The organism is Moraxella sp. (assembly GCF_030525845.1).
Taxonomy (GTDB): Bacteria; Pseudomonadota; Gammaproteobacteria; order Pseudomonadales; family Moraxellaceae; genus Moraxella.
The window spans coordinates 1-25,899 of record NZ_JAUNDY010000024.1; the positions used below are offsets into that span (position 1 = coordinate 1).

The window sequence follows — 25,899 nt, forward strand, 5'->3', positions numbered from 1 at the left end:
ACCCAACTCGTGTTACACGAACAAACCCCCTGCCAGAGATGGTGGGGGGTTTGGGGTTTTTGGGCTAAAACTTTGCGTAAATCAATTACGGTTAGCTTGTATGGCATGATGATGTATGTTGTGGTCGCTGGGTTATTTGGGTTCAAATCAACAGATATTTGTTTAGTCAAATCAATCAAATAGAGATATAATATGTCAGTATTGTTTAAGATTAGGAGATGATGATGAGTGAAATTTCAACCTTAACCCCTTCCAAAATCTGGCAATGGTTTGATACCATCTGCTCCATTCCGCACGATTCTTATCAAGAACAAGCCTTAGCCGAACATATCATCAGCTGGGCGAAAGGTAAAAATTTTGCAACTTACACCGATAAAGCGGGCAATGTCTTTATCACAAAACCTGCCACAGCTGGCTATGAAAACCACGCCCCCATTGCTCTGCAAGCCCATCTAGACATGGTGTGCCAGTCCAACGAGCCATACGATTTTTCAAAACAGCCGATTTACCCTATTATTGACGGCGAATGGGTTAAGGCGACAGGCACTACGCTTGGAGCGGATAATGGAATGGGTTTGGCGAGTATTTTGGCGGTACTAGACAGCGATGATTTGTCACACCCAATGCTAGAAGCCGTCTTGACCGTGTCCGAAGAGACAGGCATGGAAGGGGCGATTAATTTAGAGCGTGGGCGATTAAAATCCAAGATGATGATTAACACCGACACCGAAGAAATTAACGAAATTTACGTTGGTTGTGCAGGCGGTATTGATGCTGATATTTCCTTGGCGACAGCGTTCGAGGCTTTGGCAAGCGAGAGCGTATTTGAATTTAGATTGTTTGGCTTAAAGGGTGGTCATTCCGGCATTGATATTCATAAAAATCATGAGAATGCGATTAAGTGGGTCGCCTACGCCTTATCTAAAACGAACGTACGCCTCATTAGCCTAAATGGTGGTACGGCTCGTAACGCCATTCCAAGAATGGCAACAGCGGTGGTGGCGGTAAGTGATAAAGTTAAATTTATCAATGACTTAACCAATATTTGTAATGATATTAAAACCTTAATTGGCGATTTTGAAACTGGCGTGGCGTGGGAAATTAATGAGATTTTTGATGAATTAACCCAAGTTGTTACGATGACAGATAGTAAAAAAATCCTTAATTTTATCAATGCCTTGCCTAATGGTGTACTTAGAAAGTCGGATAAAGTTACCAATGTTTTGGAGACTTCTCTTAGTTTAGGTACGTTAAAACTTGATGAGACTGGCTTAAAGGCGACCAGTCTGCTCCGCTCCCTAAACGACATCGGCAAAGAAACTGCCATGCAAATGGTGCAGAGCGTGTGCGACTTAACTGGGGCGAATGTAGAATTTTCGGGCGATTATATCGGCTGGGAGCCAAATCCTGTAAGCCCTCTTACACAAATTACCCATAAAATTTACAGCGATATCATCGGTTTTCCTGCCAAGATGAATGTCATTCATGCAGGGTTGGAATGCGGTCTGATTCAGCAAGCTTATCCTGACATGGATTTGGTGTCCATTGGTCCTACCATCAAATATGCTCACAGCCCTGATGAATGCGTCAATATTGAGAGTGTTAGAACCTATTGGGAAGTATTGGTGGGTGTTTTGGCGAATGCTCCTAAATGATTTAGGGTATTATTTATAAAGCTGAGCGTGGTTTGACGCTCGGCTTTTTTGAGTTGTGTTTTAATACACGCTATCTGTTACATTGGCGATTATGTTTGGTTGCTCAACGTAACATCATCATGATTTTGAATTTGTTATAATGCTTTTGCCTTACCTAACGGCTCTTTTGATAGAAAGGGGTAAATGGTTTTTTTATTTTTATTTTAACTTGATACTAAGGAACAAATTATGTGCGGTATCGTTGGTGGCATTTGTAAAAATGCCAATCTTTTTACCACAGTTTTGCTTAGTATGCTATTATTGGCGTGTCAAAACGATACGCCAACACAAACTTCCGTTCTTAATTCAACAGATAACCAAACTCAAAGTAAAATCAACCCAACCTTATATTATTTTGAAAAAGATAATAGCGTGGGTGTTAAAGATGACAATGGCAATATTATTATTGAGCCAAGTCATTCTAATATTCGTTATTATGATTACAATTTTCCCATTACCACGCCTTATATTGAATTATTTGACAAAGTCCCTGATACTTATCCCAAAAATGCCCTTGCCCACCCTGCTGGTGAAGTCTTTGACCGTCAAGGCAAATTCGTACACAATGTATTAAGTTTTGATAATGGCGTTGATGATTGGCAAGAAGGCTTACGCCGTTATGTGGACGATAATGCCAAAGTCGGTTTTGTTAATAAAAAGGGCGACATTATAATTTCTGCCCAATATGATTATGTATCGGCGTTTCAATATGGTTATGCACTCGTTTATACAGGGAATTGGCAAAAAGATTGTAATCCTGACTGCATTGGCTTTAAAGCGGTTGATGATACCGCCACCACTTATTTTATCAATCAAAAAGGCGAAAAAATAGACGGCTACGACACGCCAAAACACCCAAAAGATATGCAGTATCAGGGCAAATATTATCCTTATCCATTTATTTATAATGCCTTTGAACAAAAATTATTGGACGAATTAAAAGGGTTAGACAAAGACAGTTATTTGGAAATTACCGAAAAACCCACAGAGTATTTTCCCTATTATCGTATAGAAGTTTTTGATAAACAAAGTTTTATTTTAGATAATGATTTGTCTTATTTAATCAATGCTAATGGGCAAGTATTCAAAGAAGAATATAATGGTGTATTAACTTTTATTAAAGAAATTAATTTTTTGGAAGAGTAATTTTTTAAAAATAACACAAGGAAAATTATGCTAAAATTAGAACTGGTATTTGAACAACGAATTGGTGATGCAGACGATATTTATTCCCCTGTTTTGGAATATCAGGGTTTTGGTAATGATATTGTTTTGGACAAAAATATTGATGAAATCACTTTTAATACTTTTATTGCCAGCTGGCTGAATTATTGTTATGATGAACAAGCAATTGATAAAGCATTTATTGATAATATCGCTAATGGCGAAACGGCATTAAATGGCGGGCTTCGCTTAACAATGGGTGATAAAATTATCAGTCCGTCTTGTTGCTGTGAATTTTTTGATTTTAAAGAATGGGCGGATATTTGTAAAGGCGAAAAACCAAACTTTTGGTTAGGACACGACCCAACACCGCAGGTTTCTTATACAGATAGTCATATTATCATTGTTTCTGATAGTGAAATGTCAATTAAACCGAGCCAAAATATAGTTGAATTTAAAATTTCTTACCAAGAATTTAATCAAGCCTTTGATAGAATTTATGGTGATGTTTTAGTTATTCAACAATTTAGCGAACAATGGGCGAAAAACCATTTACCCGATGAATTGCAATAGCCTTTTATAAAAGTTTTTAAAGATTATATTGGTTTGGAAAAATACTGTTAGGGTAAAAATGAAACTTGAATTAAGGTTTATCATAAAATTCTAATCGCTTCATAAATCTCCCCAACACCAACCCAATGCGGACCTTCGTACATTCGCCAACAAAATCCTTTTTCAATTTTTTTGCACATTTCATCATTGACAATAAAATGAATTTCTACCAAAGCAGGGGTATTTAATTCTAAAATTTCTCTATCTAGTAAGGTAATAATCCCCATTACTGCGTGATAATGCGGTTTACCATTTTCATCATTGCTATGGCAAATAAAAGCGTGATTGGGGCGATAACCTGACCCAATGGGTAATTTTCGTCATTTTTGTTCGTCTTTGGAAAAAATGGTAATGGTTGCCAAAGCCAGACAGTCAATAAATTCATCTTTCATAGGGATTATTTTATTATCAATTTATTAAAAATAATCAATTCTACCACAAACCTGCTATAATAACCACACCTTACTCAACGCTTTGGAGTAAGGTATTCACGATAATATTTTTAATATTATCAAAACTTTAACTTGATACTAAGGAACAAATTATGTGCGGTATCGTTGGCGGCATTCGTAAAAATGCCAATATTGTTGATTTTTTAACAGACGGCTTAAAACGCCTTGAATATCGGGGCTATGACTCATCAGGCATTGCCGTTCACACCCCCGAAAAAATTGCCCGTGTTCGCCGTGTTGGTCGTGTACAAAATATGGAAGATGCCGCCAAAGAAAAAGGTTTAACAGGCTCACTTGGTATTGGGCATACCCGCTGGGCAACGCACGGCGGTGTTACCGAGCCAAACGCTCACCCGCACATTTCGGGCGGTCTCATTGCGGTGGTGCATAACGGCATTATTGAAAATTTTGAAAGCGAAAAAGCTCGCCTGCAAAACTTAGGCTACGAATTTGAATCGCAAACCGACACCGAAGTCATCGCCCACAGCGTCAAACACGAATATACACATAATGGGGGCGATTTGTTTTTGGCGGTACAAAAGGCAAGCCAAAACTTTCACGGTGCATACGCCATTGCCGTCATCGCCCAAGACAATCCTGATGAGATGGTGGTGGCACGAATGGGTTGTCCCCTGCTTGTTGCCTTTGGCGAAGATGAAACTTTTATTGCGTCCGATGTGTCAGCGGTGATTGCGTTTACTCGTAAAATCAGTTATTTGGAAGATGGCGATATCGCCCTTTTAAATGCCAGTGGCATTGTTAAATTGATTGATAAAACAGGGAATATTGTTAATCGTATTGTCAAAACTTCTGAGTTGTCACTCGCAAGTTTGGAGTTGGGTGGTTATAACCACTTTATGCAAAAGGAAATTTACGAACAACCAAAAGCGATTGCCGATACTGCCGAAGTATTTTTGGACGGTGGGTTTAATGCCATTAATTTTGGCGAAAATGCTGAAAGTGTCTTTAAAGAGATTGACAGCATTAAAATCTTGGCGTGTGGCACTTCCTATTATTCGGCTTTAACCGCCAAATATTGGTTAGAATCCATTGCCAAAATGCCAACCGATGTGGAAATTGCCAGCGAATACCGTTATCGTGATGTGATTGCAAACCCCAAACAGCTTATCGTTACTATTTCACAATCTGGCGAAACGCTAGATACGATGGAAGCGTTAAAATATGCACAAAGTTTAGGGCATAAACATAGCTTATCCATTTGTAATGTGATGGAATCGGCTTTGCCACGAGCAAGCGAGCTTGTGCTTTATACCCGTGCAGGGGCGGAAATTGGTGTGGCATCGACCAAAGCATTTACCACACAATTGGTGGTATTATTTGGCTTGGCAGTTACGTTGGGTAAATTGCGTGGTTTTGTTGATGAAGCAATGGAACAGGATTTTACCGCTCAATTACGCCATTTGCCAAATGACATCCAACATGCTTTAAATCTTGAGCCACAAATTGCGTCTTGGGCAACGAAATTTGCCAATAAACCAAGTGCATTATTCTTAGGACGTGGTATTCATTATCCGATCGCGTTGGAAGGAGCGTTAAAATTAAAGGAAATTACCTATATTCACGCTGAAAGTTATCCTGCGGGCGAATTAAAGCATGGACCTTTGGCACTCGTTGATGAAAATATGCCTGTCGTCGTGATTGCTCCAAATGATAGTTTATTGGATAAAGTCAAAGCCAATATGCAAGAAGTGTCAGCTCGGGGTGGAGAACTCTTTGTCTTTACCGATTTAGATACACAATTTGAAGCCGATGAGAATGTGCATTTAATTCGTACACCACGTCATATTGGCGTATTGTCGCCGATTGTACATACCGTGCCTGTACAATTACTTTCATATCACGCTGCATTAGCCAAGGGAACTGATGTCGATAAGCCGAGAAACTTGGCGAAGAGTGTGACGGTGGAATGATATTGGCTAATTAAAAATAAAGGCGGAGATGTTAAATTTTCGCTTTTATTTTAAGGTGATTTACAATGAAACTATTAAAAACCGTCAATAATCAAACGCTTGCCATTAATTTTGTAATGGAAAAACACGGCTGGGCAAGATTAGAATTTGCCCTTGATAACATAGAGTGGTATCACGCTTTGTCTTATGTGTTTGAGCCATTTGATGATTTAAAAAATTGGCTAGATAACATTGCCAAAAATGATTTGCCTGCCCAAGTCGATATTGATGAAGAAGGGTGTATTTCTTGTTTGATTGCCAATCCAAATGGCGATGATGATATCGGATTTATTGTGCAAGATTATGATACTCATCGTATTTTTATTAATACGATAATAAATCGTCATTTATTTGTAGAAAAATTCCGTGCAGAATTTGCTAGGTTTTTTGAGCAAGATTTTGATAAAGAGCATTGGTGAATGAGTAAAAGTTATTATAAAATTAAAATACTTACATTTTTATGATTAAAAGTTTGCCAATATTCTTGATAACACACCAAACAGTCTTGTATAAATTCTCTTAATTGAACATTGTCAATTCTCTCTAAATGATAAAATTCAATGATAAGATTGTCTTGACAAAACCACGATAAATCTCGCATACAATCATTCAACGCATCAAAACCACCACCAAAATAAGCAGGAAATTCAAAAAATTCCTGCATTTTTCTTAAAAACTGATTTTTAGTTTTAATGGTTGAGAGATTAAAACTAAGTTTTAGGATTTGATTATCTAAGATAATTTTATTCATGATCTTTTGTTTACAAGTTATGATTTGTTATGCCCTATCCGTCATAAACATCACCGCCTCGCTAATATCTGATAATTTCTCACGCACCATAAATAACCTATCAATGCCCAAAGCAATACCACTACAATTTGGCAAATCGTCACAGGCTTTAATAAGATTGATATCAATAGGTACAATTGGTAAACCCAATTTTTCACGTTCAAGATTATCAGTTTCAAAACGTTTTAATAATTCATCACCGTTTGCTAGCTCATCATAAGCATTGGCGATTTCTATGCCGTTAATATACAACTCAAAACGATTGGCAACTTTAAAACCGTCATCATCTATTTTAATTTTTGCCAAAGATGCGGTTGCCACAGGATAATCCGTGATGAGCGTGGGCAAATCAAAACCCAAATGTGGCTCAATCAAATGACTAAATAACAAATCAAGCCAGCCTTGTTTATCATCGCCCATATCTAGGTTAATGCCGTGATGTAATGCGGTTTGTCTTAGGGTGTTAATATCGGCAGAAAATGGGTGGATATTGATGTGGTCTAAAAAGGCTTGGGTGTAGCGATAATTTTTAAAAGGTAAATTTTTACCCAAAACCACCCCAATCAAAGCATTTAATTCATCCGCCAAATCAGTCAAACTAAAATCAGGGCGATACCATTCAAGCATGGTAAACTCGATGTTGTGCTTATGCCCTTTTTCATCATCACGAAATACTTGGCAAATTTGATAAATAGGCATTTGATAATCTGCAAGCACCCGTTTCATGGCAAACTCTGGCGAAGTATGCAAATAACCGATGTTATTTTTGCCAGCATGTTTAAAATTGGCGGTTACGCTTTGTATAAATACATCGGTATTGCCATGATGAGAGAGTATGGGCGTGGTAATTTCAAGTACGCCACGACTGGCAAAAAAGGTGCGAATGTCCGACAACATCTCCGCCCTTGCAATCGCTAAATCCACCGCCATGCTTGGTCTATAATCAGTCATAAAGCCACTCTCTTTTTAATGCATATTCTTTTCTTAATTTATCAAAATCCGCCCCATGGACTTGGTCGGTGCAGATTTGGCGTAATTGCTTGTCATCTTTTAAAATGTCATAATAATCTTTTAAAATATCCACATTGTTTTTTAATAATTCGCCTTTTAATGCTTGCCAATAATATTCATTGAGTGGTAATAACTCATCCATATTTTTTAACATAGGCAAATGAAAAAACTCACAAAATGCCTGATAAATCATGTCCGTACCCCGAAGTTTACCATCTAGGGTATAGCCTGCGATGTGAGGTGTAGCAATCGCTAATTTATCCAATAAAACCTTATCAATCGTTGGCTCAAAAGGAAAAACATCTAAAATAACTTGTAAATTTTTATCATCAATGACATTTAACAAATCATCTTGACAAATAATCTCGCCACGAGCAGAATTGATTAAAATGGCATTGTGTTTTAATTGTTTTAAAATATTTTTATTAAATAATTGATAAGTGGGGTAATCGCCTGTTTTAGTTAAAGGCGTATGAATGGAAACGATATCACTGTTTTTTAATAAATCCTCAAATGAACCATTGTTTAACTCCGATTTTGGTAAATAAGGGTCATAACCCAAAATTTGCCAATTCAAATCCTTTGCATACAAAGCAAGGGTAGAGCCAATATTGCCAAGCCCAATAATGCCAAGCGTGATTTTTTGATGAATTAAATTAGGGTGTTTGGTTAAAATGGCGGTGATGACGTATTGAGCCACCGAATGCTTACTTGACCCTTTGGCATTGGCAAAATGAATGCGATGTTCTTTTAAAAAGTTTTCATCAACATGGTCGGTGCCAATCGTTGCCGAGCCGATGAATTTGATATTTTTTGGGTTGATAATATTATCAGCATTAATTGGCGTTACCGAACGGATTAATAGTGCGTCAGGATTATATTCATCAATGGCGGATTGGTTGATTTCACGCCCTTTTAATTTAATTAAGGTGATATTATCATGATGAAAATAATCATCGAGTGAAGCGATATTTTCATCGGCAAGTATGGTTATCATGATTTATCCTCTGATTTGGGCGTGGTATTTGCAAGCAACGCTTCGCCGTCCGCCACAGGTTCGTTGCCATCTTTGGGAGCGAAAATCTCATTTTTATGCTGACTAATCCACTCACGCCACACCGCAAGCCCAATCGCCAGCACCACAGGACCGATAAACAAACCCACAAAGCCAAATGCCGTCAGTCCGCCCAGCACACCGATAAAGATGATGATAAAGGGGATTTTGGTCGCTCCACTAATCACAATCGGACGAATGAGGTTATCCACCCAACTAATCACGAGCACTCCCCAAATGCCAAGCCCAATCCCTTCTGCCGTCTGCCCCTGTGTGAGCAGCCACACCGCCACCCCACCCCACGCAAAGGGCGTACCAAAAGGAATGAGAGCGATGACAAAGGTTAAAAGCGTCAGTAAAATCGGATTTGGCACACCTGCAAAGGCATAGCCCACCCCTGCCAAAATCGCCTGAGCCAGAGCCGTCAAGCCAATGCCGTACACCACCGCCTGCGTGGTCGCCCCCACCGAGTTGATGTAGCCATCAATGCGGTCGCCGATGATGTTTCGCATGGCTTGGCGGATTTGTTTCATCAAAATATGACCGTCTCGATAAAAGAAAAACAAGGTCATCAGCGTCATGCCAAGTTTGGCGAGGTTTTTGAGGGCGGCATCAAATGCTATTTTGCCGTAATACAGATGCGACTGTACCCAGCCACGCACCGTCTCCATCGTGGCTTCGGGGTTTTTATTAATCTCCCACAGCGTGTCTTTGATGGTCTGACCGATGACAGGCAAATCCTTGATGTTGTCAGGCAAATCCACATAGCCTGCTTGTAGACGGCGAATGGTCATGCCCACAAAACTTAGCACTTCTTGTTGCAGATAAAGCACGCCCACAATCAGCGGAATGCCAATCATCAGCGAAATACAAAACGTCATCAAAAAAGCACTAAATCCATGACTAAGACGAACTTTGGTATGAAAAAAAGTGTAAATGGGAAAAGTAACGTATGCCAAAATCGCCCCCCACAAGGCAGGCACGATAAAAAACTGCACCACCTTAAAACACAAAATCAGCAAAATGGCAAGTAAGGTAATGGCAAGGAGGCGTTGAATGACGAGTTCTTTATTCCATTGTTCAATCATGATGGGGTAAATTTTGGCGAAAATTAAGTCTTATTATGCCAAAAATTTGATGGATTTGCTTGGGTTTTTTGTGGTGTTTTGCGTAGTTATGTTGCTGGATTTTAAGAAATTTGGGTGGGTTTGACAAGGCGATTTAAACCATTGGCAAATGCCATTTTTTCTTTGTCGCCATAGGGTTTTTGTCCGCCCATCTCTTTGGGGTCAAGCACGCCTGTACCTCGCAAAGATTCCATAAAATCACGGGCGTTGAGTTTGGACTTAATATTATTTAGGGTAAATTCTTCGCCCCGAGAAGTCAAAACTTTTGTCCCTTTTTCCAAGACATCATTGGCAAGGGGAATGTCTCCCGTAATCACCAAATCACCCTTGCTCACATTATCCACAATATAAGTGTCCGCCACATCAAAACCTTGTGCCACCACTACCGATTTTAAATAAGGCGATGGCGGTAGTTTGATGTAAGTATTTGCCACAAAAATCGCTTGCACCGCCGTGCGGTTGGCGGTCTTAATAATCAGCTCTTTGGCAATGGTGGGAATGGCATCTGCGTCTATATAAATAATCACGGTTTATAAAGCACTCTTTAAGGCTTGCTTTTGCACATTCATCACACCACGCACCATATCATTGACATAGCTTTTGATGTCGTCATTTTGGGTTTTAAGCCAATCCACGAGGTCAGGCTCTAAGGGTTGATTTAGGCGTGCCAATTCATCTTGGGCTTTTTGGTGTGCCAATTCACGAGCGTGGGCGGGCATCTTGTCTCTTAATTCGCTAAATTTTTTTGCCATTACAATAATCCTTCGTTATTAAGTTCAGCCAAATGTTCATCATACAAATCATCGGCAATCGGAATGTGGGTCTCGTACCAGCGTTTGTCGCCTGTTTTATCGCCTGCAATCAGTAAAATTGCCGTGCGTCTTGGGTCAAAGGCGTACAAAGTGCGAAATGGCTTGCCACCACTTTGCGTGCGTAATTCTCGCATATGGCTATGGCGAGAGCCGTTCACGCCACTACTGTGGGGGTGTGGCAAATTTACCCCCATTGTTTCTAGTAGTTCCACGCTATATGCAATGTCGGTTTGCTCGCTTTCGCTCAAACTTTCAAACCACTCGCCAAATTCATCGGTATATTCCACTTCCCACATTGTAAAACTCCTTTTAAGATTAGGCAAGCCCCAATTTATTCGGCAATAACCCCACCACTTTCTCCACCGTTTCGGCTAGTTTTTCACTATCGGTCGGCATAACTGTGATATGGGCGATTTTGCGACCGTTTCGCTCTTCTTTGTCATAGCCGTGATAATGTACGCCGTCAAGGGAAAGCACTTCGCTGATATTGGGATATTCGCCAATGACATTGAGCATTACAGACGGTTTAACAATGCTGGTATCGCCTAAGGGCAAACCTGCCACCGCCCGCATATGGTTTTCAAACTGGCTACACACCGCCCCTTCAATCGTCCAATGCCCAGAATTATGTACTCGGGGGGCAATTTCATTGGCAATCAAGCCCTCATCAGTTACAAAAAGTTCCAAAGTCAAAACACCGACATAATTTAAATGCTCCAAAAGTTTTTTGATATTACTTTGGGCTTGGGCGGTCAAATTTTCACTATTTGGAGCAGGGGCGGTGGTTTTGGCAAGAATGCCATTGTGATGAACATTTTCCACCAAAGGATAATAGCGGATTTCGCCTTGTTTGGAGCGGACGGCGATGATGGACACTTCTCTTGTAAAGTTAATAAACCCTTCGGCAATGAGTGGAGCGGTGGCGGTCGCTTTGCCAAGCTCGTCCCAAGCGGTCTTAATGTCATTTTCACTTCTAATGACAAATTGCCCTTTACCGTCATAACCGCCCCGACTGGTCTTTAAAACAAGGGGCAAGCCCAATTTGTCGCAAGCGGTTTGTAATTCATCAAACGAATTTACCGCCAAAAATGGCACGGTGTCAATGGCGAGCGTATTAAACAAATTCTTTTCATTTAAACGGTCTTGGGCAATAAATAGGGCGTGAGCAGGGGGAAATAACCCTACGCTTTGTTCTAGGACTTTGGCACTGTCAAGCGGAGTGTTTTCAAATTCTAGGGTATAAGTGTCGCAAGCTTTGGCAAAATCATCAAATTGCTCAGAGCCATATACTTTACCCAAAAGGCGAGCAGGGCAGTTGGGGGAGTCTTCTAGGAACACACAGCGAATGCCAAGTGGCAAGGCACTTTGGGCAAGCATTAAGCCTAATTGCCCACCGCCCAAAATGCCGATGGTTTTGATGGAATGTTTGGAATGATTGACGCTATAAAAATTGGCGATGGAAATGGGGGTATTTGGCATAGGGGTTCTCAAATTTGGCTTTTGGGTGTTTTGGGTTGTAGGGGCGAATTGCAATTCGCCCTTATGGACAACGGATAATTTATGAATTGACAATGCCGGGAACAGGATTATCCAAAATGCTTTGCGTTTGTTTGGCACGAAATTCACTAACCTTCATTGCCAAGGCGGTATCAGTGATGGCAAGCATTTGCACCGCCAAAAGCCCAGCATTAAACGCCCCTGCCGTCCCGATGGCAAGCGTCCCCACCGCCACGCCTTTGGGCATTTGTACGATGGATAAAAGGCTGTCCCAACCGCTTAACATACTGGATTTGACAGGCACGCCAAGCACAGGCAAATCCGTCTGACTGGCACACATTCCAGGCAGATGAGCCGCTCCGCCTGCTCCTGCGATGATGATGGCAAGCCCACGAGATTTGGCACTTTTGGCGTACTCAAATAGACGGTCGGGCGTGCGGTGGGCGGAGACCACTTCACATTCAAAGGGTACGCCAAACTCGGCTAGCACTTGGGCTGCGTGTTGCATGGTTTCCCAGTCGGACTGACTGCCCATGATGATACCGACTTTGGGAGTGCCAAGAGGGGAAGTGATGGGAGGTGGTAGGGTGCTTGACATGGGTTTTCCTAAAATGATAAAAAGCGATATTATAACAAAGATTGGCTTAGTTTAAACCAACAAACTGCACAAAATTATCATCACTCAATGTGGGGTTATCCGTATCAAAGCGATAAGCCGTCAAATGACCACCCTTCCCTGCTGAATAATCCACACAAACCACCTTATCCGACAACATTGCAGGCGTGCCATGTAACCAATAATGTCCGATAAAAATAGGTTTATCAGTCTCCACCGCAAATGTCAATAATGATGGATTTAAATCTTTTAAATGGACATTGGGTAAGTTATCGGCAATCAGCACTTTATCAATGGATTGATATTGCCAATCTTTGACCCACCATTTCACTCTGGCACGAGTGCGAATAATGCCCGTTTTATCCGTCATGGTAATGCCATTGGGTAACGGACTTTCTATGCCTTTTAAAAGATGTTCGGTGGCGTGATATTCGGCGGTATCTTTTTTACCTGTGAGTTTAATGGTGTCAGGGCTTAGTTTATTATTGGTTAATAGGGGTGTTAATTTATCCATGCTATTTTTATCATAACACGCATGAATACAAATCAGCTCATCTAACTCTATCCATAATGGCAATTCATAAAATCGCTTTATCCAATATTGGTGCAAATCACTGCCAAATCCCACTTCATCAATAAAGGCTTTATGCTGAATGATGTTATTGTCTGTATGCGGACGCAAATATTCGCCATTATCATCTAAAATGGTATAACAAATGGCATTATATTCATGATTTCCCATGACTGCCAATGCTTGATGATTGTCAATCATGTCAAATACAATTTGTAAAGTTGCTAATTGCTGATCTCCCCTATCAATAAAATCACCAATAAAAACCGCTTGATGACCAAGAGGAGCAACATAACTTTTGCCATCATGATGATAGCCTAATTGTGTTAATAAACCAATTAATTTATCGGCGTGTCCATGAATATCGCCAATGATGTCATAAATCATGATGTTTTTCCAAAAAAATACATCCAGCGATTATAACAAAATTTTTTACCAAAAATCGCCAAATTTGTTACAATAAATATTTTTGACAACTTTTGGAAAAACAGCCGTGCCAAACCTACGCCCTAAGTTTTGGGAAAATTACCCCCTATCCGCCCTTACCGATGACGAATGGGAAGCCTTGTGCGATGGCTGTGGGGTGTGCTGTTTGGTGAAATTTTTGGACGATGACGACCCCAAATTTACCGAGTATACAGATGTATCTTGTCAATTGCTCGATTGCACCACAGGGCATTGCTCCGATTATGCCAACCGCAAAACTTTCGTCCCTGACTGCATTCGCCTGACGGTGGACATGCTCCCAAACATGATGTGGCTACCTCGTCATTGTGCCTACAAACGCCTACATCTGGGGCAGGGTTTACCGCATTGGCATTATCTAAAAGCAGGGCAAGACAGGCACGACAAAGAAATGAAAAAGCTGGGCGTGGCGGGGCGGTGCCATTCTGAACTTCGCTTTCGTGATGACGAAATAGAGGAGCGTGTGATAAGATGGGTAAAGATTTAAGCATACTAAATCATTAGGAGTATTTATGAAAAAATTCATCATCTTATTATCCTTTGTCCTCATGGCTTGCCAAAAACACTCCCAAGAACCGCCCGTATCAAACAACCCTGCCCCAGCCACACTCACCACCCAATTTACCCTTTATGATGAGCATGATTTGGGACATCTTAAAGTGGATGAAAAATACTACGATGCCCTGTGTGAGGCAGGCGAGCATTATTTTGCAGGTAAATTTGAGCAAGCATTTGATGAATTTATCTCACTTGCCAAACAAGGCTCATTCATTGCCCAATACCATGTGGGTCTGATGTATCATCATGGACAAGGCGTGGCACAAGACCACCAAAAAGCCTTTGAATGGTATGAAAAATCCGCCAATCAAGGGTTTAGAAATGCCCAAAATAATTTAGCTCTACTTTATATAAATGGTGAAGGGGTTCATCAAGACCACCAAAAAGCCCTATCATTATTTAGCCAATCCGCCAAACAAGGCTATCCCAGAGCCATGCATAATCTGGGTGTGATGTACAAAAATGGCATGGGCGTACCCCAAGATGATAAGCAAGCGGTGGCGTGGTACACCCAAGCAGTCAATCACGGTCATTTGGATGCTGTTGTAAATTTAGCCCTCATGTATCGACATGGAAAAGGGGTTTCGCAAGATTATCAGACCGCCATTTGGTTGTATGAGCAAGGGTTGGCACACAACCATGCCATTGCCCAAAACAACCTAGCTTTACTTTATTTGGAAGGGCAAGGAGTTTCACAAGATTATCAGAAAGCTTTTGAGCTGTTTGAGCGTTCTGCCAGTCAAGGTTATGCTAATGCCAAAACCAGTTTGGGCATGATGTATCATCAAGGACAGGGGACAGCACAAGATAGCCAAAAAGCCTTAACACTTTGGCAAGAAGCCTGCCAAGTAGGTGATAAGCTGGCTTGTAACAACCTAAATATTCTCAACCAAACATTACACCAAGAAATGCAAAAAACCCCTTGAATAATCCGCCCAAAAGCATTACATTAAGCATAAATTTTTTCAAAATAAGGAAATTTTTCCCATGTCTGATGACAGTAGCAGTTGGCGACGTGGCTTAAAACGCTGGCTTTCCACCGCCCCCGAGACCCGTGATGATTTGTTGAACCTCGTCCAAGAATCCAGACGCTTTTTGGATTCGGACATGGTAGATATGTTGGAGGGGGTGCTTGACTTGCCTGCGATGGCAGTCAAAGAAATCATGACGCCACGCCCAGATGTCAAAGCCGTCAGTAGCAGTGATGACATTGAGACGGTGCTTGGGGCGATTTTTGAATCCAATCATTCTCGCTATCCTGTGATTGATGAGGCAGACGACAATACGGTATTGGGAATTTTACTTGTCAAAGACCTCATTCCTTATTTGGCTCGTCAAGCCATTGATGGCAGTACCCCATTTTTATTAAAAGAATTGGTGCGAAAACCGCTTTATATCGCTGAGACGGCACGTTCAGACACGCTACTTCGCTCCCTACAAAAAGCCCAAATTCACATGGCGATTGTGGTGGATGAATTTGGCTCGGTATCAGGGGTGGTAACCTTAGAAGATTTGCTCGAAGAAATCGTGGGCGACATCGTGGACGAACACGATGACATTGATGAGGATAGCACCATCAATAACATCATTCCCCACCCCAGCAAAGACAACGCATGGCACGTACAGGCTTCCACGCTGATTAGTGATTGTAATGAGATACTTGGTACGAACTTTGATGACACAGATGTGGACACGATGGGTGGTCTTGTCATGCAGGTACTGGGGGCGGTTAGCCATTTAGAGGGCGAAACAGTTGCCATTGATGACTGGCAAATCACGGTTGTGGACGTGGAGGGGCGCTATATTCATTTATTAGAAGTAACACCAATACAAAAAGCAAGCAACCTGTCTTGATTTGGAGGTTTTAGATCCTGCCAGTGTTAAATTTTATTGACATGCAATAGATGTCAGTCGTTACAAAATTCTTGTGATGGCTGATATTCTTTTTTGTCAAATTATTGGGTATTTGATGGGGAATTGTTTTATAATGTCGCCTCAACAATGAGTTTTACTAAGTTTTTATCAATGAGCTTTCACAAAATTACTTCTGCTTTTTGGTCATCTCCTTATCTGCCATCTGCTCGCACGGTGCTCATGACCAGCCTGTTTTTGCTCATGAGCATGAGTTTGTTGATGATGGCATCGGCTTCCGTGCCGTTTGCCATGAGCAAGGGTCTATCGCCTATGTATTTTTTTTATTCGCAAATGATGTACATCGGCATTGGGCTTGTGGCAGCTTATGTGGCGTACCGTCTACCCTTAAAGTGGTATTCTGATTTTGGGCTATTGTTCATCGCATGGCTGTCGATTTTGGGTATGATAGGATTGACGCTGTTGGTGGGGGCGGTCATTAATGGCTCTCAGCGTTGGTTAAATTTGGGGTTGTTTAATTTTCAGCCGGCAGAATTTGCCAAATTAATCATGGTGCTTATTGTTGCTGACTATGTGGTTCGGCGGTCGGCAGAGGTCAGGGATACGATTTTTGCAAGTTGGCGACTGATTGCATGGTATACACCTGTTATTTTGCTGATTTTGTGGCAACCTGATTACGGTTCGGTGGTGGTCATCGCTGCTACTGCCATTGTGATTTTGTTCGTCAGTGGTGTGCCAATCCAGCACTATGCAGCTTTGATGTTGGCACTATTTATACCTGCCTTGATGTATGGGCTTTTTTCGTCAGAATATCGCAGGGAGCGAATCATGTCGTTTTGGGAGCCGTTTGATGACATTCAAGACACCGATTATCAGCTGTCTCGTAGCTTGATTGCCTTTGGGCGTGGCGAGTTTAATGGTGTGGGTTATGGCAATAGCGTCCAAAAGCTGTCGCATTTGCCAGAAGCTCACACGGATTTTATTTTAGCCATCACAGGCGAGGAGCTTGGGTTTTTGGGCGTGGCGTTCGTGCTGGCGTTGGAATTGCTTATTTTGGCGACGATTATGAAAATTAGCCACACCGCCCTAAAACGCCGTCAGCTTCGCCTAAGCTACATGGTGTTTGGTTTTGGGGTGGTCATTTTTGGGCAAATACTCATCAATGCAGGCATGAACATGGGGATTTTACCAACCAAAGGTCTGACGCTACCGTTTTATAGCTTTGGGGGGTCGTCCATTTTGATGGCATTGACAATGATCGGTATTATTTTAAAAGTTGATAAAGACAGTGAGCGAATTTATTTAGAAAACAAAAACCGTGAGTATTGATTTATCAGCGGTTCTAAAACCAAAAATCACACCACTCCCAGCACCGCCCCCTAAGTGGTGCATTGTTCCAATGCTCCACCGCCCACGCAAGTATCGTGCTGGGCGGTTCTTTTTGTAAGTCTTGGGGTGGGTTTTGGCGAAGTAGGGTAAGGGTATTAAACAACAAATTACTGACTTTATCAGGCGTGCCTGTATCAATGGGGGTGGCTAAGTTTTGTTTGGAGAGTTTTTGCCCGTCTTTGTTCATGAGTAGGGGCAGATGATAAAAATAATCAGGCGTGGGGAGCTGGCACGCTTTGGCGATAAACAGCTGAGCGACCGTCATTGGCATGATGTCAAGCCCACGCATGATGTGGCTGATGTTTTGTAAGCCGTCATCGATGACGCAGGCGAGTATGTAGTTTATCATGCCGTTTTGGCGTTTGGCGACCACGTCCCCTAGACTTTTGGCGGGGTTGTCCCAAATTACCCCCTGAATGCCGTCATAAAAGGCAGTCAGCACATCAGGCAGGCACAGGCGGACTTTGTCGTGAGTGAGTGATTGGTGCAGGCAAAGACGAGGATAAATGGGGGCAAGATTTAAATCTTTGATGTTCAAATCATAAAAGCTCACCGCAGGCACGGACATGGCGGACAGGGCTTTACGAGAGCAGGTGCAATGATAAGTTAGGGCGGATAATTTGTCCAAATATTCATCATAAATCTTGGTGCGAGCTGATTGAAATAGGATTTCATCGTCCGAATGCAAGCCCAAATTATCCAAATCCTGCAAGATAGATGTGGCGTATTTAGGCTTGCACCGCTCCACGTCCACGTCTTCAATGCGTACAAGCCACGTTCCGCCCAGAGATTTGATGTGGCAGTAGCTTGCCAACGCAGTCGCCAGCGACCCCAAATGCAGATGCCCTGTGGGAGACGGAGCAAAGCGACCTATGGGCGTACGCTGGTTCATTTAGTGTCCGTGATTTTGCTTTTCTTTCATCTCGGACATGGTTTTGCAGTCGATGCACTGGGTGGCGGTGGGGCGAGCTTCAAGGCGTTTTAGCCCGATTTCTGTGCCACAGGTTTCGCAGTAGCCATAATCGCCCGATTCAATCTCAGCAAGCGATTTTTCAATCTTGCGAACCAGTTTACGCTCACGGTCTCTGGTGCGTAGGGCAAGGGCAAATTCTTCTTCTTGGGTGGCACGGTCGTTGATGTCCGCCATTGCCCCTGTTTCTTCGTTGATGTAGTCTTTGGTGCGTTCAGCTTCGGCTAACAGTTCGGTTTTCCAGTTCACCAAAATATTGCGAAAATGGTCAAGCTGTGCGTCTGACATATACTCTTCGTCTTTGGCGGGGGTGTAAGGCGTAAAAGTGGCGTCTGCCATGTGTCGTCCTTAAAAAGCAAAAAATTGGGTCATAAATGGGGATAGGGTTGATTTTTTCAAGTAAAATCATAAAAAAATTGGTGTTTTATGACATTAGGCGATAAATTTGTGTGTCTAATTTTCCATTATCATGCAATCTCACCAAGCGAAATCCACTTGCTAGTGTATCTATCCCAAATTTATCTTGGTGGGGGGTAAACTGCCTTGATGTGGCAGGGCAGGTATAAAGCACGCCATGAGCATGGGGCAGGGCGTGGGCTTGGTGGACGTGTCCGCACAGCACGTGGGTGGGGGTGTGGCATGGCATTTGCCAAAACTCATCGCCATTACATAGCTTGTATTCATCTATCCATGCCGAGCCAACAGGGGTGGGGTGGTGGTGTAGGGCGATGAGGGTGGGGTGATTGTTGTTTAGGTGGGTTTGTAAAAATGCCAACCCTTGCTCACTAATTTGCCCATAAATCTGCCCACCTACCGCAGAATTAACCGCCAAAAGTTGCCAGCAAACATGAGGTAGCTCAATGATAAGGCGGTGCGTGTCAATCAGTCGCTCATCTGCTGGTATGGGTAAAAATTGACGTTCGTCAAAAGGCAAATCATGTCCAATCTCATGCGTAACGTCATGGTTGCCTGCCAAACATAAAAAGGGAATGTTTGTATTTTTTAATACATCAAACAACCAATCATAAATCTCTCCCACGCCATCATTAACCAAATCACCTGTGAGTAGTAGTAAATTGGGCTTGTGATTTAATGCCAAATCCAGCACCGATAAAAATTTATCAAAACTATGTTCGTCATGCTTTGATAAATGCAAATCGCTGATTTGGGCGATGATAAAATCGGACGGGGCGGATAGGTGGGTGGGGTAGTTCATCAATGATGTATTGAGAAAGTGAAAAGTAAAAATATACACCAACCAAACCATAAATTTGATACGGTTTTTTTGTAGGGGCAAATCACATTTGCCCAATCCATAAAGGTTTTAAACAAAAGGGCGAATATCATTCGCCCCTACCATTCAATGATGAAGGTTGTACCAGTTTTCAAATTTGGTTGGTATGCCAAAAGCACCTTAAAAGTGCGACCAAATTCAAATTCGTATTGGGCTAAGGTATATATAACGCACCATAAATAGATGATTAAAAATCACCCACTTCATTAGCCCGAACAATACCTTCATATTCTGGGTGAATGATATATTCATCATTTTCCAAATCGGTGGCGTATTGCTCAAATAAGGCTTTTAAGGAGACTGCCAATAATTCACGACTGGCATCATCATGCCACATTTGAATGATTTGCCCTTTTGTGCCTGTTTCGCTGGGGTCAAGGTCAATCATTTTATTGTCGCCACCTGCACTTTGGGTAAATGGTATCCATTTTGGATTAACCCAATAATCGGGTTTGATAGCATCATGTGTGGGTTCGCTACCAAAATCTGTGCCGTCATCTTCTGTAAAAACTTGTTCATCAATCAGTTGTTTCCAGACTTGATAATTATCAATGATTGCCTCAATAGATAACCAATCATCGCCCATTAATACAAACCAATTATCCGAACCATCATGAATGCGATAAATTTCTTTAAACTCATCGGGCAATTCAAATCCCAACGCCTTTTCTAATTTCTCAAAATCCTCATCGCTCGCCCCATCATTAAAAGAAAAATTCATGTCGCTTTGATAATGTTCTTTTAAGCGAGCTAATTGGGCGTGAATGCGTTTAAAAATTTGTTGCATATTGATTTTTCCAAAAGATGTGAATGGATTTTATTAAAATGTCATGATTTGCCTAATAGTTTACTCACCCCAAACACCCCAAAAAATCCCACCGCCAATGTCATGACGATGGCAAGCCCTGTTTGTACATCGAGCCACACACTCCCCCACACGCCTGTCGTTACGGCGATTTGGGCGATGAGCGTGGCAAAGATGACCATTTGCATGGGCGAGCGAGCGAGCAAGCGAGCGATGAGGGCAGGCAGGACGAGCAGTCCTGTGATGAGTAGACTACCGACCGCTTGCAGTGCTACCGCACAAAAGCCAGCGAGCAATCCCATAAAAAAGAGCTGTTCGGTTTTGGGGTTGATGCCAGAGATAGTGGCAAGGGCTTCGGAGGTGGCAAGTTTTACCTGACGTTGCCAAATCCACCCCAAAAACAGCAATCCTGCCCCCACCATGACGGCAAGGCGTGGCAAATCGTCCCAATCCATGTCAAGGAGGCTACCAAACAAAAAACCCAAAACGTTGGCTTGTTGCTGGGTAAGCTGAGTAAGCGTGAGTAATCCCAAGCACAAGAGCGACACCGCCATGACTGATAGTGTGGCATCATTGGGTAGGCGTTTGTCTTGTAAAAACATCAGCACCACCACCACCACCACACTCACCACGCCCACACCCACATCAGCAGGGATAGACAGCCATGCCCCCACCGCCACGCCAAGCAATGCCCCATGAGCGAGCGTGTCAGCAAAAAATGCCATGCGTCGCCACAGCACCAGACAACCAAGCGGGGCAGAGAGTAGGGCAAGCAGTGAACCTGCTATCCAAGCAGGGGCGATAATCGGTAGCCAATCATTCATGAGTATCAAATTAGTGCGTGTGCTGACAATGGTCGTGGTGGTGAATGTAGGGGGTTTGGTGGCTGGCGTGGTATTGTCCAAAGAGTGCCACAAATTCAGGTAAATGAGCGATGTCGGACGGCACGCCTTGACAGCAGATGTGTTTGTTTAGGCAAATCACTCGCCGTGTGCCTTTCATGACCCAATGCAAATCGTGCGAGACCACAAGCATGGCACACGCCAAAAACGGTGGCAAACCGTCAATGAATGCATAAAGTAGCTCTTCGCTATCAGGGTCAAGCCCTTGCATGGGCTCGTCTAGAATGAGTAGGTCGGGCTTATCAAGCAATGCCCTTGCCATGAGTACCCTTTGGGTCTCGCCCCCCGACAAATGGTGGATTTGGCGGTCAAGTAGGGGATTTAGGGATAATTTATCCAGCACAAAAGCACGCTCATCACCAGATAAGCGTTTGGGGTTTGCTTGGGCGAGTAAATCTTTGACCCGCAAAGGCAAAATATTTGGCACGCTAAATTTTTGTGGGACATAACTAATCACATTTGTGTGATTGATGACCTTGCCTTTGGTGGGTTTGTTCAAGCCAAGTATGAGTTTGACAAGCGTGCTTTTGCCTGCTCCATTTGGACCTATCAAACTTACCATTTCGTCTTTGGATAGGGTGAGTGAGATGTCTGTTAGGATTTTTTGTGAGCCGATGTGAAAACTGACATTATCTAGGCTCAACAAAGCACCCTGCGTGGGCGACTTAGCGACAGGCACGGCACACGCCTTTAAGTTCGATGACGGCACGCTCAATATCAAAACCTGCGTCATGCTTGGCAAATTCGGTAATGCCGTCCACAGGGACGTTGGAGCACTCTTCAACGCTGTTGCATTTTTGGCAAATCAAAAAAGCGGCAACGTGAGCCGAACGAGGGTGGCAACACGGCACATAAGCGTTCATGGAGCTTAGTTGGTGTATCAACCCTTCGGCAAGCAAAAATTCTAGTGAGCGATAAATGGTGGGTGGGGCGATGTTTTTGGTTTTGTCGCCCGATGCATGACGACTGTTCTGTAAGGCACTGATGAGGTCGTACGCACCAAGCGGTTTTTTTGCTTCCAAAATCAACGCATACACCTCTTCACGCAAAGGTGTAAACCGTACACCTCGAGCCTCACAATGGGCTTTGGCATCACGCAGACGCTCTTTGGGGTCATGATTGTGGTGGACGTTGTGATGGTGGTCGCAATGGCAGGCGTGGTCGTGGGTCATAAATGTCTCTGGATTGGAAATTTGGTTGTTGCCTATGGGTATATTATAACAAAATTATAAAATTATGATATAATATTTTGCAGTTGCAAGTTTTATACCAAGTACCCTATTCTTGACTCAAAATAACATCGTACTCATTATTTGATATTTTTGACAAATCAAATGCTGATGTGGGTTGAGATTGGGGTGCTAACAATAAACGAAAATCTGGGGAGACTATGAAATTGGTCATGCGTCGTTTGATGAAACTCTTGGCTCTTGGGTTTTTTGGTGTGGGCGTGGCTCATGCAGGGATGGTTACGGTCAGTAACTATCCTTTATTATTGCTGTCCAATGCAGTAACAGAAGGTGCAGAACCTGCCCAAGTTTTGTTGTCGGCGGGCGATGTCGGTCATCATGGCAGTTTGTCGCCCAGCAAAGTTAAGCTGGTGGGCGAGAGTGATTATGTGGTGTGGTTTGGGCATGAACTTGAACAAAATTTGGTCAAAACGCTAGATACTGCCCCAAATGCCATTTCGTTATTTAAGATGAAAGCCTTTTATCGGTTGCCTTTGCGAAACCTTGATGGCACGGCACGCCCTGATACGTTTGACCCGCATATTTGGCTTGACCCAAACAACGCCAAAGCCATCGTACGGGCGTTGGCGGTCATTCATACTCACGCCAACCCCACCAAAAAAGAACTGTATCACGCCAATGCCAAAAAATTTGCCAAACGCATGGACAAAGCCGTGTCCGATGTCGTCAAACCGCGTGAAATGCCATATTGGGCGTATCATGATTCATTTGCCTATTTGGAACGCTCCGCCAACCTAAAGTTTGCAGGTGCATTGACCCCCGACCACCATTTATCCCCAAAAGCAAGCCAGTTTCGAACCCTAAATGCCACTCGCCCATCTGCTCATATGTGCCTCATCTCTCAGGGAGAGGTTTCAGATGGCATAAAGAGCAAGTTGGGCAATGTCCATACACTTGTTAAGCAAGAGGATATGTCAGATGGTGCAGACTATGTTGAGGTGTGGCAAGCTACCGTCAAGGGGATTTATGCTTGTATTGATGGGCAATAAAAACACCTTGTAATCTATCAAAAAAATTTTTATAATGCAAAGCATTGTAATTTACACCTTGACTAAATTTTCTTAAATTTATGACTAAACCTGCCGAGCGTCATCAGCGAGTGCGTATTTATCGTTTGCAATTTCATCAAGCGTGGGCGGTCTTGATGCTTATCATGGTGGGTTTGGTATTGGGTGGATTGGGTGTGCCTCATGCTGCCAAAAGCATGGCGTTGGGCGGTATGCTTGGATATGTTGCACAGAGCGTATTTACTTTTGTGGCGTACCGCACTACGGGAGTGAGGGCGGGACGCATGATTGTGCTAAATATGTATCTGGGGCAGTTGCTAAAATGGGTTGTAACGCTTGCGGGCTTTGCAAGTATTTTTATGTTTATCAAGCCTATTAATGCGTTGTTGGTCATTTTAAGTTATTTTTTGCTACAAATCTCCCATGCTGTTGCAATGTGGCGTACTTAACAACAAAAACCAATATGCATCATCAAATTTATGAAAAATTGAAAAAATTCTGTAAGAAAAATCACATTTGCCCTTTACAAAAGGTGTCAAGTTAGGGTATTATAAGAAAGCTTACTTACAAATTTTTAGTCAGTTAGAATGATCGCTTAAGAATGACTGACAATGCTAGACTTAGTAAACTTAAAATTGCTATTTTGCAGGATAAAATAAAGTAGCATTTTATTGTATTATTTAATCAACCAAGATAAGAGCTTATTATGGCAGCGGATTCTTCAGAATATATTGCTCACCACTTAACCAACTGGACATATGGTTACCACCCAGAACATGGTTGGAAAGTGGCACATACCGCCCAAGAAGCCGCAGAAATGGGGTTTAAAGCCATTCATTTGGATTCTATGCTGTGGTCTATTGGTTTGGGTATTTTCTTTTGCTGGCTGTTTTGGTCGGTAGGGCGTAAAGCCACCTCAGGCGTTCCCACTAAATTGCAAGCTCTCATTGAGCTAATTGTAGACTTTGTGGATAATAGTGTCCGCGAATCTTATCATGGTACCTCAAAACTGATTGCACCATTAGCATTAACCATCTTTGTGTGGATTTTCCTCATGAACTTAATGGACTTGGTTCCAATTGACTTCATTCCCAGTACGGCTCAGTGGATTGGTGGGCTAATGGGTCATGATCCACACCATGTTTACATGAAAATTGTTCCAAGCACTGACCCAAATATCACACTTGGTATGGCGTTCTGCGTACTGTTGCTGATTATTGGTTTTGGTCTTAAATACAAGGGTGTAGGTGGTTTTATTGCTGAATTTACCCTGCACCCATTTAGTGCAAAAAACCCATTATTGCAGGCGATTTTAATCCCTGTAAACCTAATTTTAGAGACAGTAACCCTGATTGCCAAACCTATTTCGCTTGGTCTACGTTTGTTTGGCAACATGTATGCAGGTGAACTTATCTTTATCTTGATTGCTTTGATGCCATTTTGGATTCAGTGGGTACTATCAGTGCCGTGGGCAATCTTCCACATTCTAGTTATTACTTTGCAAGCGTTCGTGTTTATGATGTTGACAATTGTTTATTTGTCGCTCATCTCTCAAACATCAGAACATTGATTTCATTGAATTTTTTTAAACTCAACCCTTTAACAGGTCATTAAGGAGACATCATGGATCCAGTTATTGCTCAGTACACACTTCTTGCTGTGGCTATTCTTATCGGTTTAGGTGCTTTAGCAACTGGTATTGGTTTCGCCATCCTAGGCGGTAAATTCCTAGAAAGTACTGCTCGTCAGCCAGAGCTTGGCTCACAGCTTCAAACCAAAATGTTCATCGTGGCAGGTCTTTTGGATGCCGTGCCGATGATTGGTGTTGGTATTGCCATGCTTCTATTGTTCGCTAACCCATTCGCTGGCTAATGAAGTTTGGTTTGACACTCATTTCTTGTCGGTTTGACACTTTATGTCGCCGACCAGAAGTGGAACCTGACTTTCACTAACAACGAGGTGTTGGATGAATATTAATTCTACCATTATCGGTCAGATGATTGCGTTTGCGATTTTC

General features: G+C 42.4%; 31 protein-coding genes. 13 read left to right on the plus strand and 18 right to left on the minus strand.

From position 1 onward, the window contains the following. Positions 1–224: 224 nt before the first annotated feature. The 3 genes from pepD (at position 225) to Q4B79_RS08140 (ending at position 3,431) form a co-directional block, all read left to right on the plus strand. Positions 225–1,655: a beta-Ala-His dipeptidase gene (gene pepD, locus Q4B79_RS08130; protein ID WP_303085925.1), complete on the plus strand. Its 1,431-nt coding sequence runs from the start codon at positions 225–227 to the stop codon at positions 1,653–1,655. 228 nt (positions 1,656–1,883) lie between these two features. After that, entirely contained in the window at positions 1,884–2,840 is a 957-nt protein-coding gene (locus tag Q4B79_RS08135) for a WG repeat-containing protein (protein ID WP_303085926.1), read from the plus strand. A 27-nt stretch (positions 2,841–2,867) separates the two neighbouring features. Beyond that, a complete protein-coding gene (locus tag Q4B79_RS08140; RefSeq protein ID WP_303085927.1) occupies positions 2,868–3,431 on the plus strand; it encodes a hypothetical protein in 564 nt (187 codons plus the stop codon). A gap of 80 nt (positions 3,432–3,511) precedes the next feature. Here the strand turns inward: Q4B79_RS08140 and Q4B79_RS08145 are convergent, their stop codons facing one another. Further along, positions 3,512–3,697 carry a hypothetical protein gene (locus Q4B79_RS08145; RefSeq protein WP_303085928.1) on the minus strand — a complete coding sequence of 62 codons (186 nt, stop codon included), beginning with the start codon at positions 3,695–3,697 and terminating at the stop codon, positions 3,512–3,514. A gap of 317 nt (positions 3,698–4,014) precedes the next feature. On the opposite strand from Q4B79_RS08145, the gene glmS reads away from it, so the two are divergent. Further along, positions 4,015–5,853 (plus strand): glutamine--fructose-6-phosphate transaminase (isomerizing), encoded by a 1,839-nt coding sequence (glmS, locus tag Q4B79_RS08150; RefSeq protein WP_303085929.1) that lies wholly within the window; start codon positions 4,015–4,017, stop codon positions 5,851–5,853. A gap of 65 nt (positions 5,854–5,918) precedes the next feature. After that, entirely contained in the window at positions 5,919–6,311 is a 393-nt protein-coding gene (locus Q4B79_RS08155; RefSeq protein WP_303085930.1) for a hypothetical protein, read from the plus strand. A 14-nt stretch (positions 6,312–6,325) separates the two neighbouring features. Here Q4B79_RS08155 and Q4B79_RS08160 read toward each other — a convergent pair whose 3' ends face one another. The 10 genes from Q4B79_RS08160 to Q4B79_RS08205 form a co-directional block, all read right to left on the minus strand. Then, a complete protein-coding gene (locus Q4B79_RS08160) occupies positions 6,326–6,643 on the minus strand; it encodes a barstar family protein (RefSeq protein ID WP_303085931.1) in 318 nt (105 codons plus the stop codon). 27 nt (positions 6,644–6,670) lie between these two features. Further along, the gene (gene epmA, locus Q4B79_RS08165) at positions 6,671–7,633 is read right to left on the minus strand and encodes an EF-P lysine aminoacylase EpmA (protein WP_303085932.1); all 963 of its coding nucleotides are present in this window, start codon (positions 7,631–7,633) and stop codon (positions 6,671–6,673) included. Further along, positions 7,626–8,690 (minus strand): 4-phosphoerythronate dehydrogenase, encoded by a 1,065-nt coding sequence (locus tag Q4B79_RS08170; protein WP_303085933.1) that lies wholly within the window; start codon positions 8,688–8,690, stop codon positions 7,626–7,628. Before Q4B79_RS08170 ends, epmA begins: the two co-directional genes overlap by 8 nt. Continuing rightward, a complete protein-coding gene (locus Q4B79_RS08175) occupies positions 8,687–9,835 on the minus strand; it encodes an AI-2E family transporter (RefSeq protein WP_303085934.1) in 1,149 nt (382 codons plus the stop codon). Before Q4B79_RS08175 ends, Q4B79_RS08170 begins: the two co-directional genes overlap by 4 nt. Before the next feature lie 101 nt (positions 9,836–9,936). Next, positions 9,937–10,401, minus strand: a complete 465-nt coding sequence (locus Q4B79_RS08180) for a YaiI/YqxD family protein (protein ID WP_303085935.1) — start codon at positions 10,399–10,401, stop codon at positions 9,937–9,939. Between the two features lie 3 nt (positions 10,402–10,404). Then, positions 10,405–10,626: a hypothetical protein gene (locus Q4B79_RS08185; protein ID WP_303085936.1), complete on the minus strand. Its 222-nt coding sequence runs from the start codon at positions 10,624–10,626 to the stop codon at positions 10,405–10,407. Next, positions 10,626–10,982, minus strand: a complete 357-nt coding sequence (locus tag Q4B79_RS08190) for a type II toxin-antitoxin system RelE/ParE family toxin (RefSeq protein ID WP_303085937.1) — start codon at positions 10,980–10,982, stop codon at positions 10,626–10,628. Before Q4B79_RS08190 ends, Q4B79_RS08185 begins: the two co-directional genes overlap by 1 nt. A 19-nt stretch (positions 10,983–11,001) precedes the next feature. After that, positions 11,002–12,165, minus strand: a complete 1,164-nt coding sequence (locus Q4B79_RS08195) for a 5-(carboxyamino)imidazole ribonucleotide synthase (protein ID WP_303085938.1) — start codon at positions 12,163–12,165, stop codon at positions 11,002–11,004. Between the two features lie 79 nt (positions 12,166–12,244). Beyond that, positions 12,245–12,781 (minus strand): 5-(carboxyamino)imidazole ribonucleotide mutase, encoded by a 537-nt coding sequence (gene purE, locus Q4B79_RS08200; RefSeq protein ID WP_303085939.1) that lies wholly within the window; start codon positions 12,779–12,781, stop codon positions 12,245–12,247. Positions 12,782–12,827: 46 nt separating this feature from the next. After that, positions 12,828–13,757 (minus strand): metallophosphoesterase, encoded by a 930-nt coding sequence (locus Q4B79_RS08205; protein ID WP_303085940.1) that lies wholly within the window; start codon positions 13,755–13,757, stop codon positions 12,828–12,830. Between the two features lie 106 nt (positions 13,758–13,863). Here Q4B79_RS08205 and Q4B79_RS08210 point away from each other — a divergent pair, with 106 nt between their 5' ends. The 4 genes from Q4B79_RS08210 to ftsW all read left to right on the plus strand — a co-directional run bounded on the left by Q4B79_RS08210 (position 13,864) and on the right by ftsW (position 17,594). Then, positions 13,864–14,322 carry a YcgN family cysteine cluster protein gene (locus Q4B79_RS08210; RefSeq protein ID WP_303085941.1) on the plus strand — a complete coding sequence of 153 codons (459 nt, stop codon included), beginning with the start codon at positions 13,864–13,866 and terminating at the stop codon, positions 14,320–14,322. 25 nt (positions 14,323–14,347) lie between these two features. Beyond that, positions 14,348–15,319, plus strand: a complete 972-nt coding sequence (locus Q4B79_RS08215; RefSeq protein WP_303085942.1) for an SEL1-like repeat protein — start codon at positions 14,348–14,350, stop codon at positions 15,317–15,319. Positions 15,320–15,380: 61 nt separating this feature from the next. Continuing rightward, positions 15,381–16,247: a transporter associated domain-containing protein gene (locus Q4B79_RS08220; protein ID WP_303085943.1), complete on the plus strand. Its 867-nt coding sequence runs from the start codon at positions 15,381–15,383 to the stop codon at positions 16,245–16,247. Positions 16,248–16,418: 171 nt separating this feature from the next. Then, the gene (gene ftsW / locus Q4B79_RS08225; RefSeq protein WP_303085944.1) at positions 16,419–17,594 is read left to right on the plus strand and encodes a putative lipid II flippase FtsW; all 1,176 of its coding nucleotides are present in this window, start codon (positions 16,419–16,421) and stop codon (positions 17,592–17,594) included. Between the two features lie 13 nt (positions 17,595–17,607). On the opposite strand, the gene gluQRS is transcribed toward ftsW, so the two are convergent. The 7 genes from gluQRS to Q4B79_RS08260 form a co-directional block, all read right to left on the minus strand. Beyond that, a complete protein-coding gene (gene gluQRS / locus Q4B79_RS08230; RefSeq protein WP_303085945.1) occupies positions 17,608–18,546 on the minus strand; it encodes a tRNA glutamyl-Q(34) synthetase GluQRS in 939 nt (312 codons plus the stop codon). Then, on the minus strand, positions 18,547–18,963 hold the full coding sequence (gene dksA, locus Q4B79_RS08235; RefSeq protein WP_303085946.1) for an RNA polymerase-binding protein DksA: 417 nt from the start codon (positions 18,961–18,963) through the stop codon (positions 18,547–18,549). It lies immediately after the preceding gene. An 85-nt stretch (positions 18,964–19,048) separates the two neighbouring features. After that, a complete protein-coding gene (locus tag Q4B79_RS08240) occupies positions 19,049–19,840 on the minus strand; it encodes a metallophosphoesterase (RefSeq protein ID WP_303085947.1) in 792 nt (263 codons plus the stop codon). 265 nt (positions 19,841–20,105) lie between these two features. Beyond that, positions 20,106–20,705, minus strand: coding sequence for an SMI1/KNR4 family protein (locus Q4B79_RS08245; RefSeq protein WP_303085948.1), 600 nt, complete (start codon positions 20,703–20,705; stop codon positions 20,106–20,108). A 41-nt stretch (positions 20,706–20,746) separates the two neighbouring features. Continuing rightward, positions 20,747–21,547 carry a metal ABC transporter permease gene (locus Q4B79_RS08250; RefSeq protein WP_303085954.1) on the minus strand — a complete coding sequence of 267 codons (801 nt, stop codon included), beginning with the start codon at positions 21,545–21,547 and terminating at the stop codon, positions 20,747–20,749. A gap of 10 nt (positions 21,548–21,557) precedes the next feature. After that, positions 21,558–22,271 carry a metal ABC transporter ATP-binding protein gene (locus tag Q4B79_RS08255; protein WP_303085955.1) on the minus strand — a complete coding sequence of 238 codons (714 nt, stop codon included), beginning with the start codon at positions 22,269–22,271 and terminating at the stop codon, positions 21,558–21,560. A gap of 19 nt (positions 22,272–22,290) precedes the next feature. Further along, positions 22,291–22,797, minus strand: a complete 507-nt coding sequence (locus tag Q4B79_RS08260) for a Fur family transcriptional regulator (protein WP_303085949.1) — start codon at positions 22,795–22,797, stop codon at positions 22,291–22,293. Between the two features lie 218 nt (positions 22,798–23,015). Between Q4B79_RS08260 and Q4B79_RS08265 the strand changes: the two genes are divergently transcribed. From Q4B79_RS08265 to atpE, 4 genes are all read left to right on the plus strand, one after another. Then, on the plus strand, positions 23,016–23,864 hold the full coding sequence (locus Q4B79_RS08265; protein WP_303085950.1) for a metal ABC transporter substrate-binding protein: 849 nt from the start codon (positions 23,016–23,018) through the stop codon (positions 23,862–23,864). Positions 23,865–23,944: 80 nt separating this feature from the next. Further along, a complete protein-coding gene (locus Q4B79_RS08270; protein ID WP_303085951.1) occupies positions 23,945–24,331 on the plus strand; it encodes an ATP synthase subunit I in 387 nt (128 codons plus the stop codon). Positions 24,332–24,588: 257 nt separating this feature from the next. Then, positions 24,589–25,452, plus strand: a complete 864-nt coding sequence (gene atpB, locus Q4B79_RS08275; RefSeq protein ID WP_303085952.1) for a F0F1 ATP synthase subunit A — start codon at positions 24,589–24,591, stop codon at positions 25,450–25,452. A 53-nt stretch (positions 25,453–25,505) separates the two neighbouring features. Next, on the plus strand, positions 25,506–25,754 hold the full coding sequence (gene atpE / locus Q4B79_RS08280; RefSeq protein ID WP_303085953.1) for a F0F1 ATP synthase subunit C: 249 nt from the start codon (positions 25,506–25,508) through the stop codon (positions 25,752–25,754). Positions 25,755–25,899 lie beyond the last annotated feature (145 nt).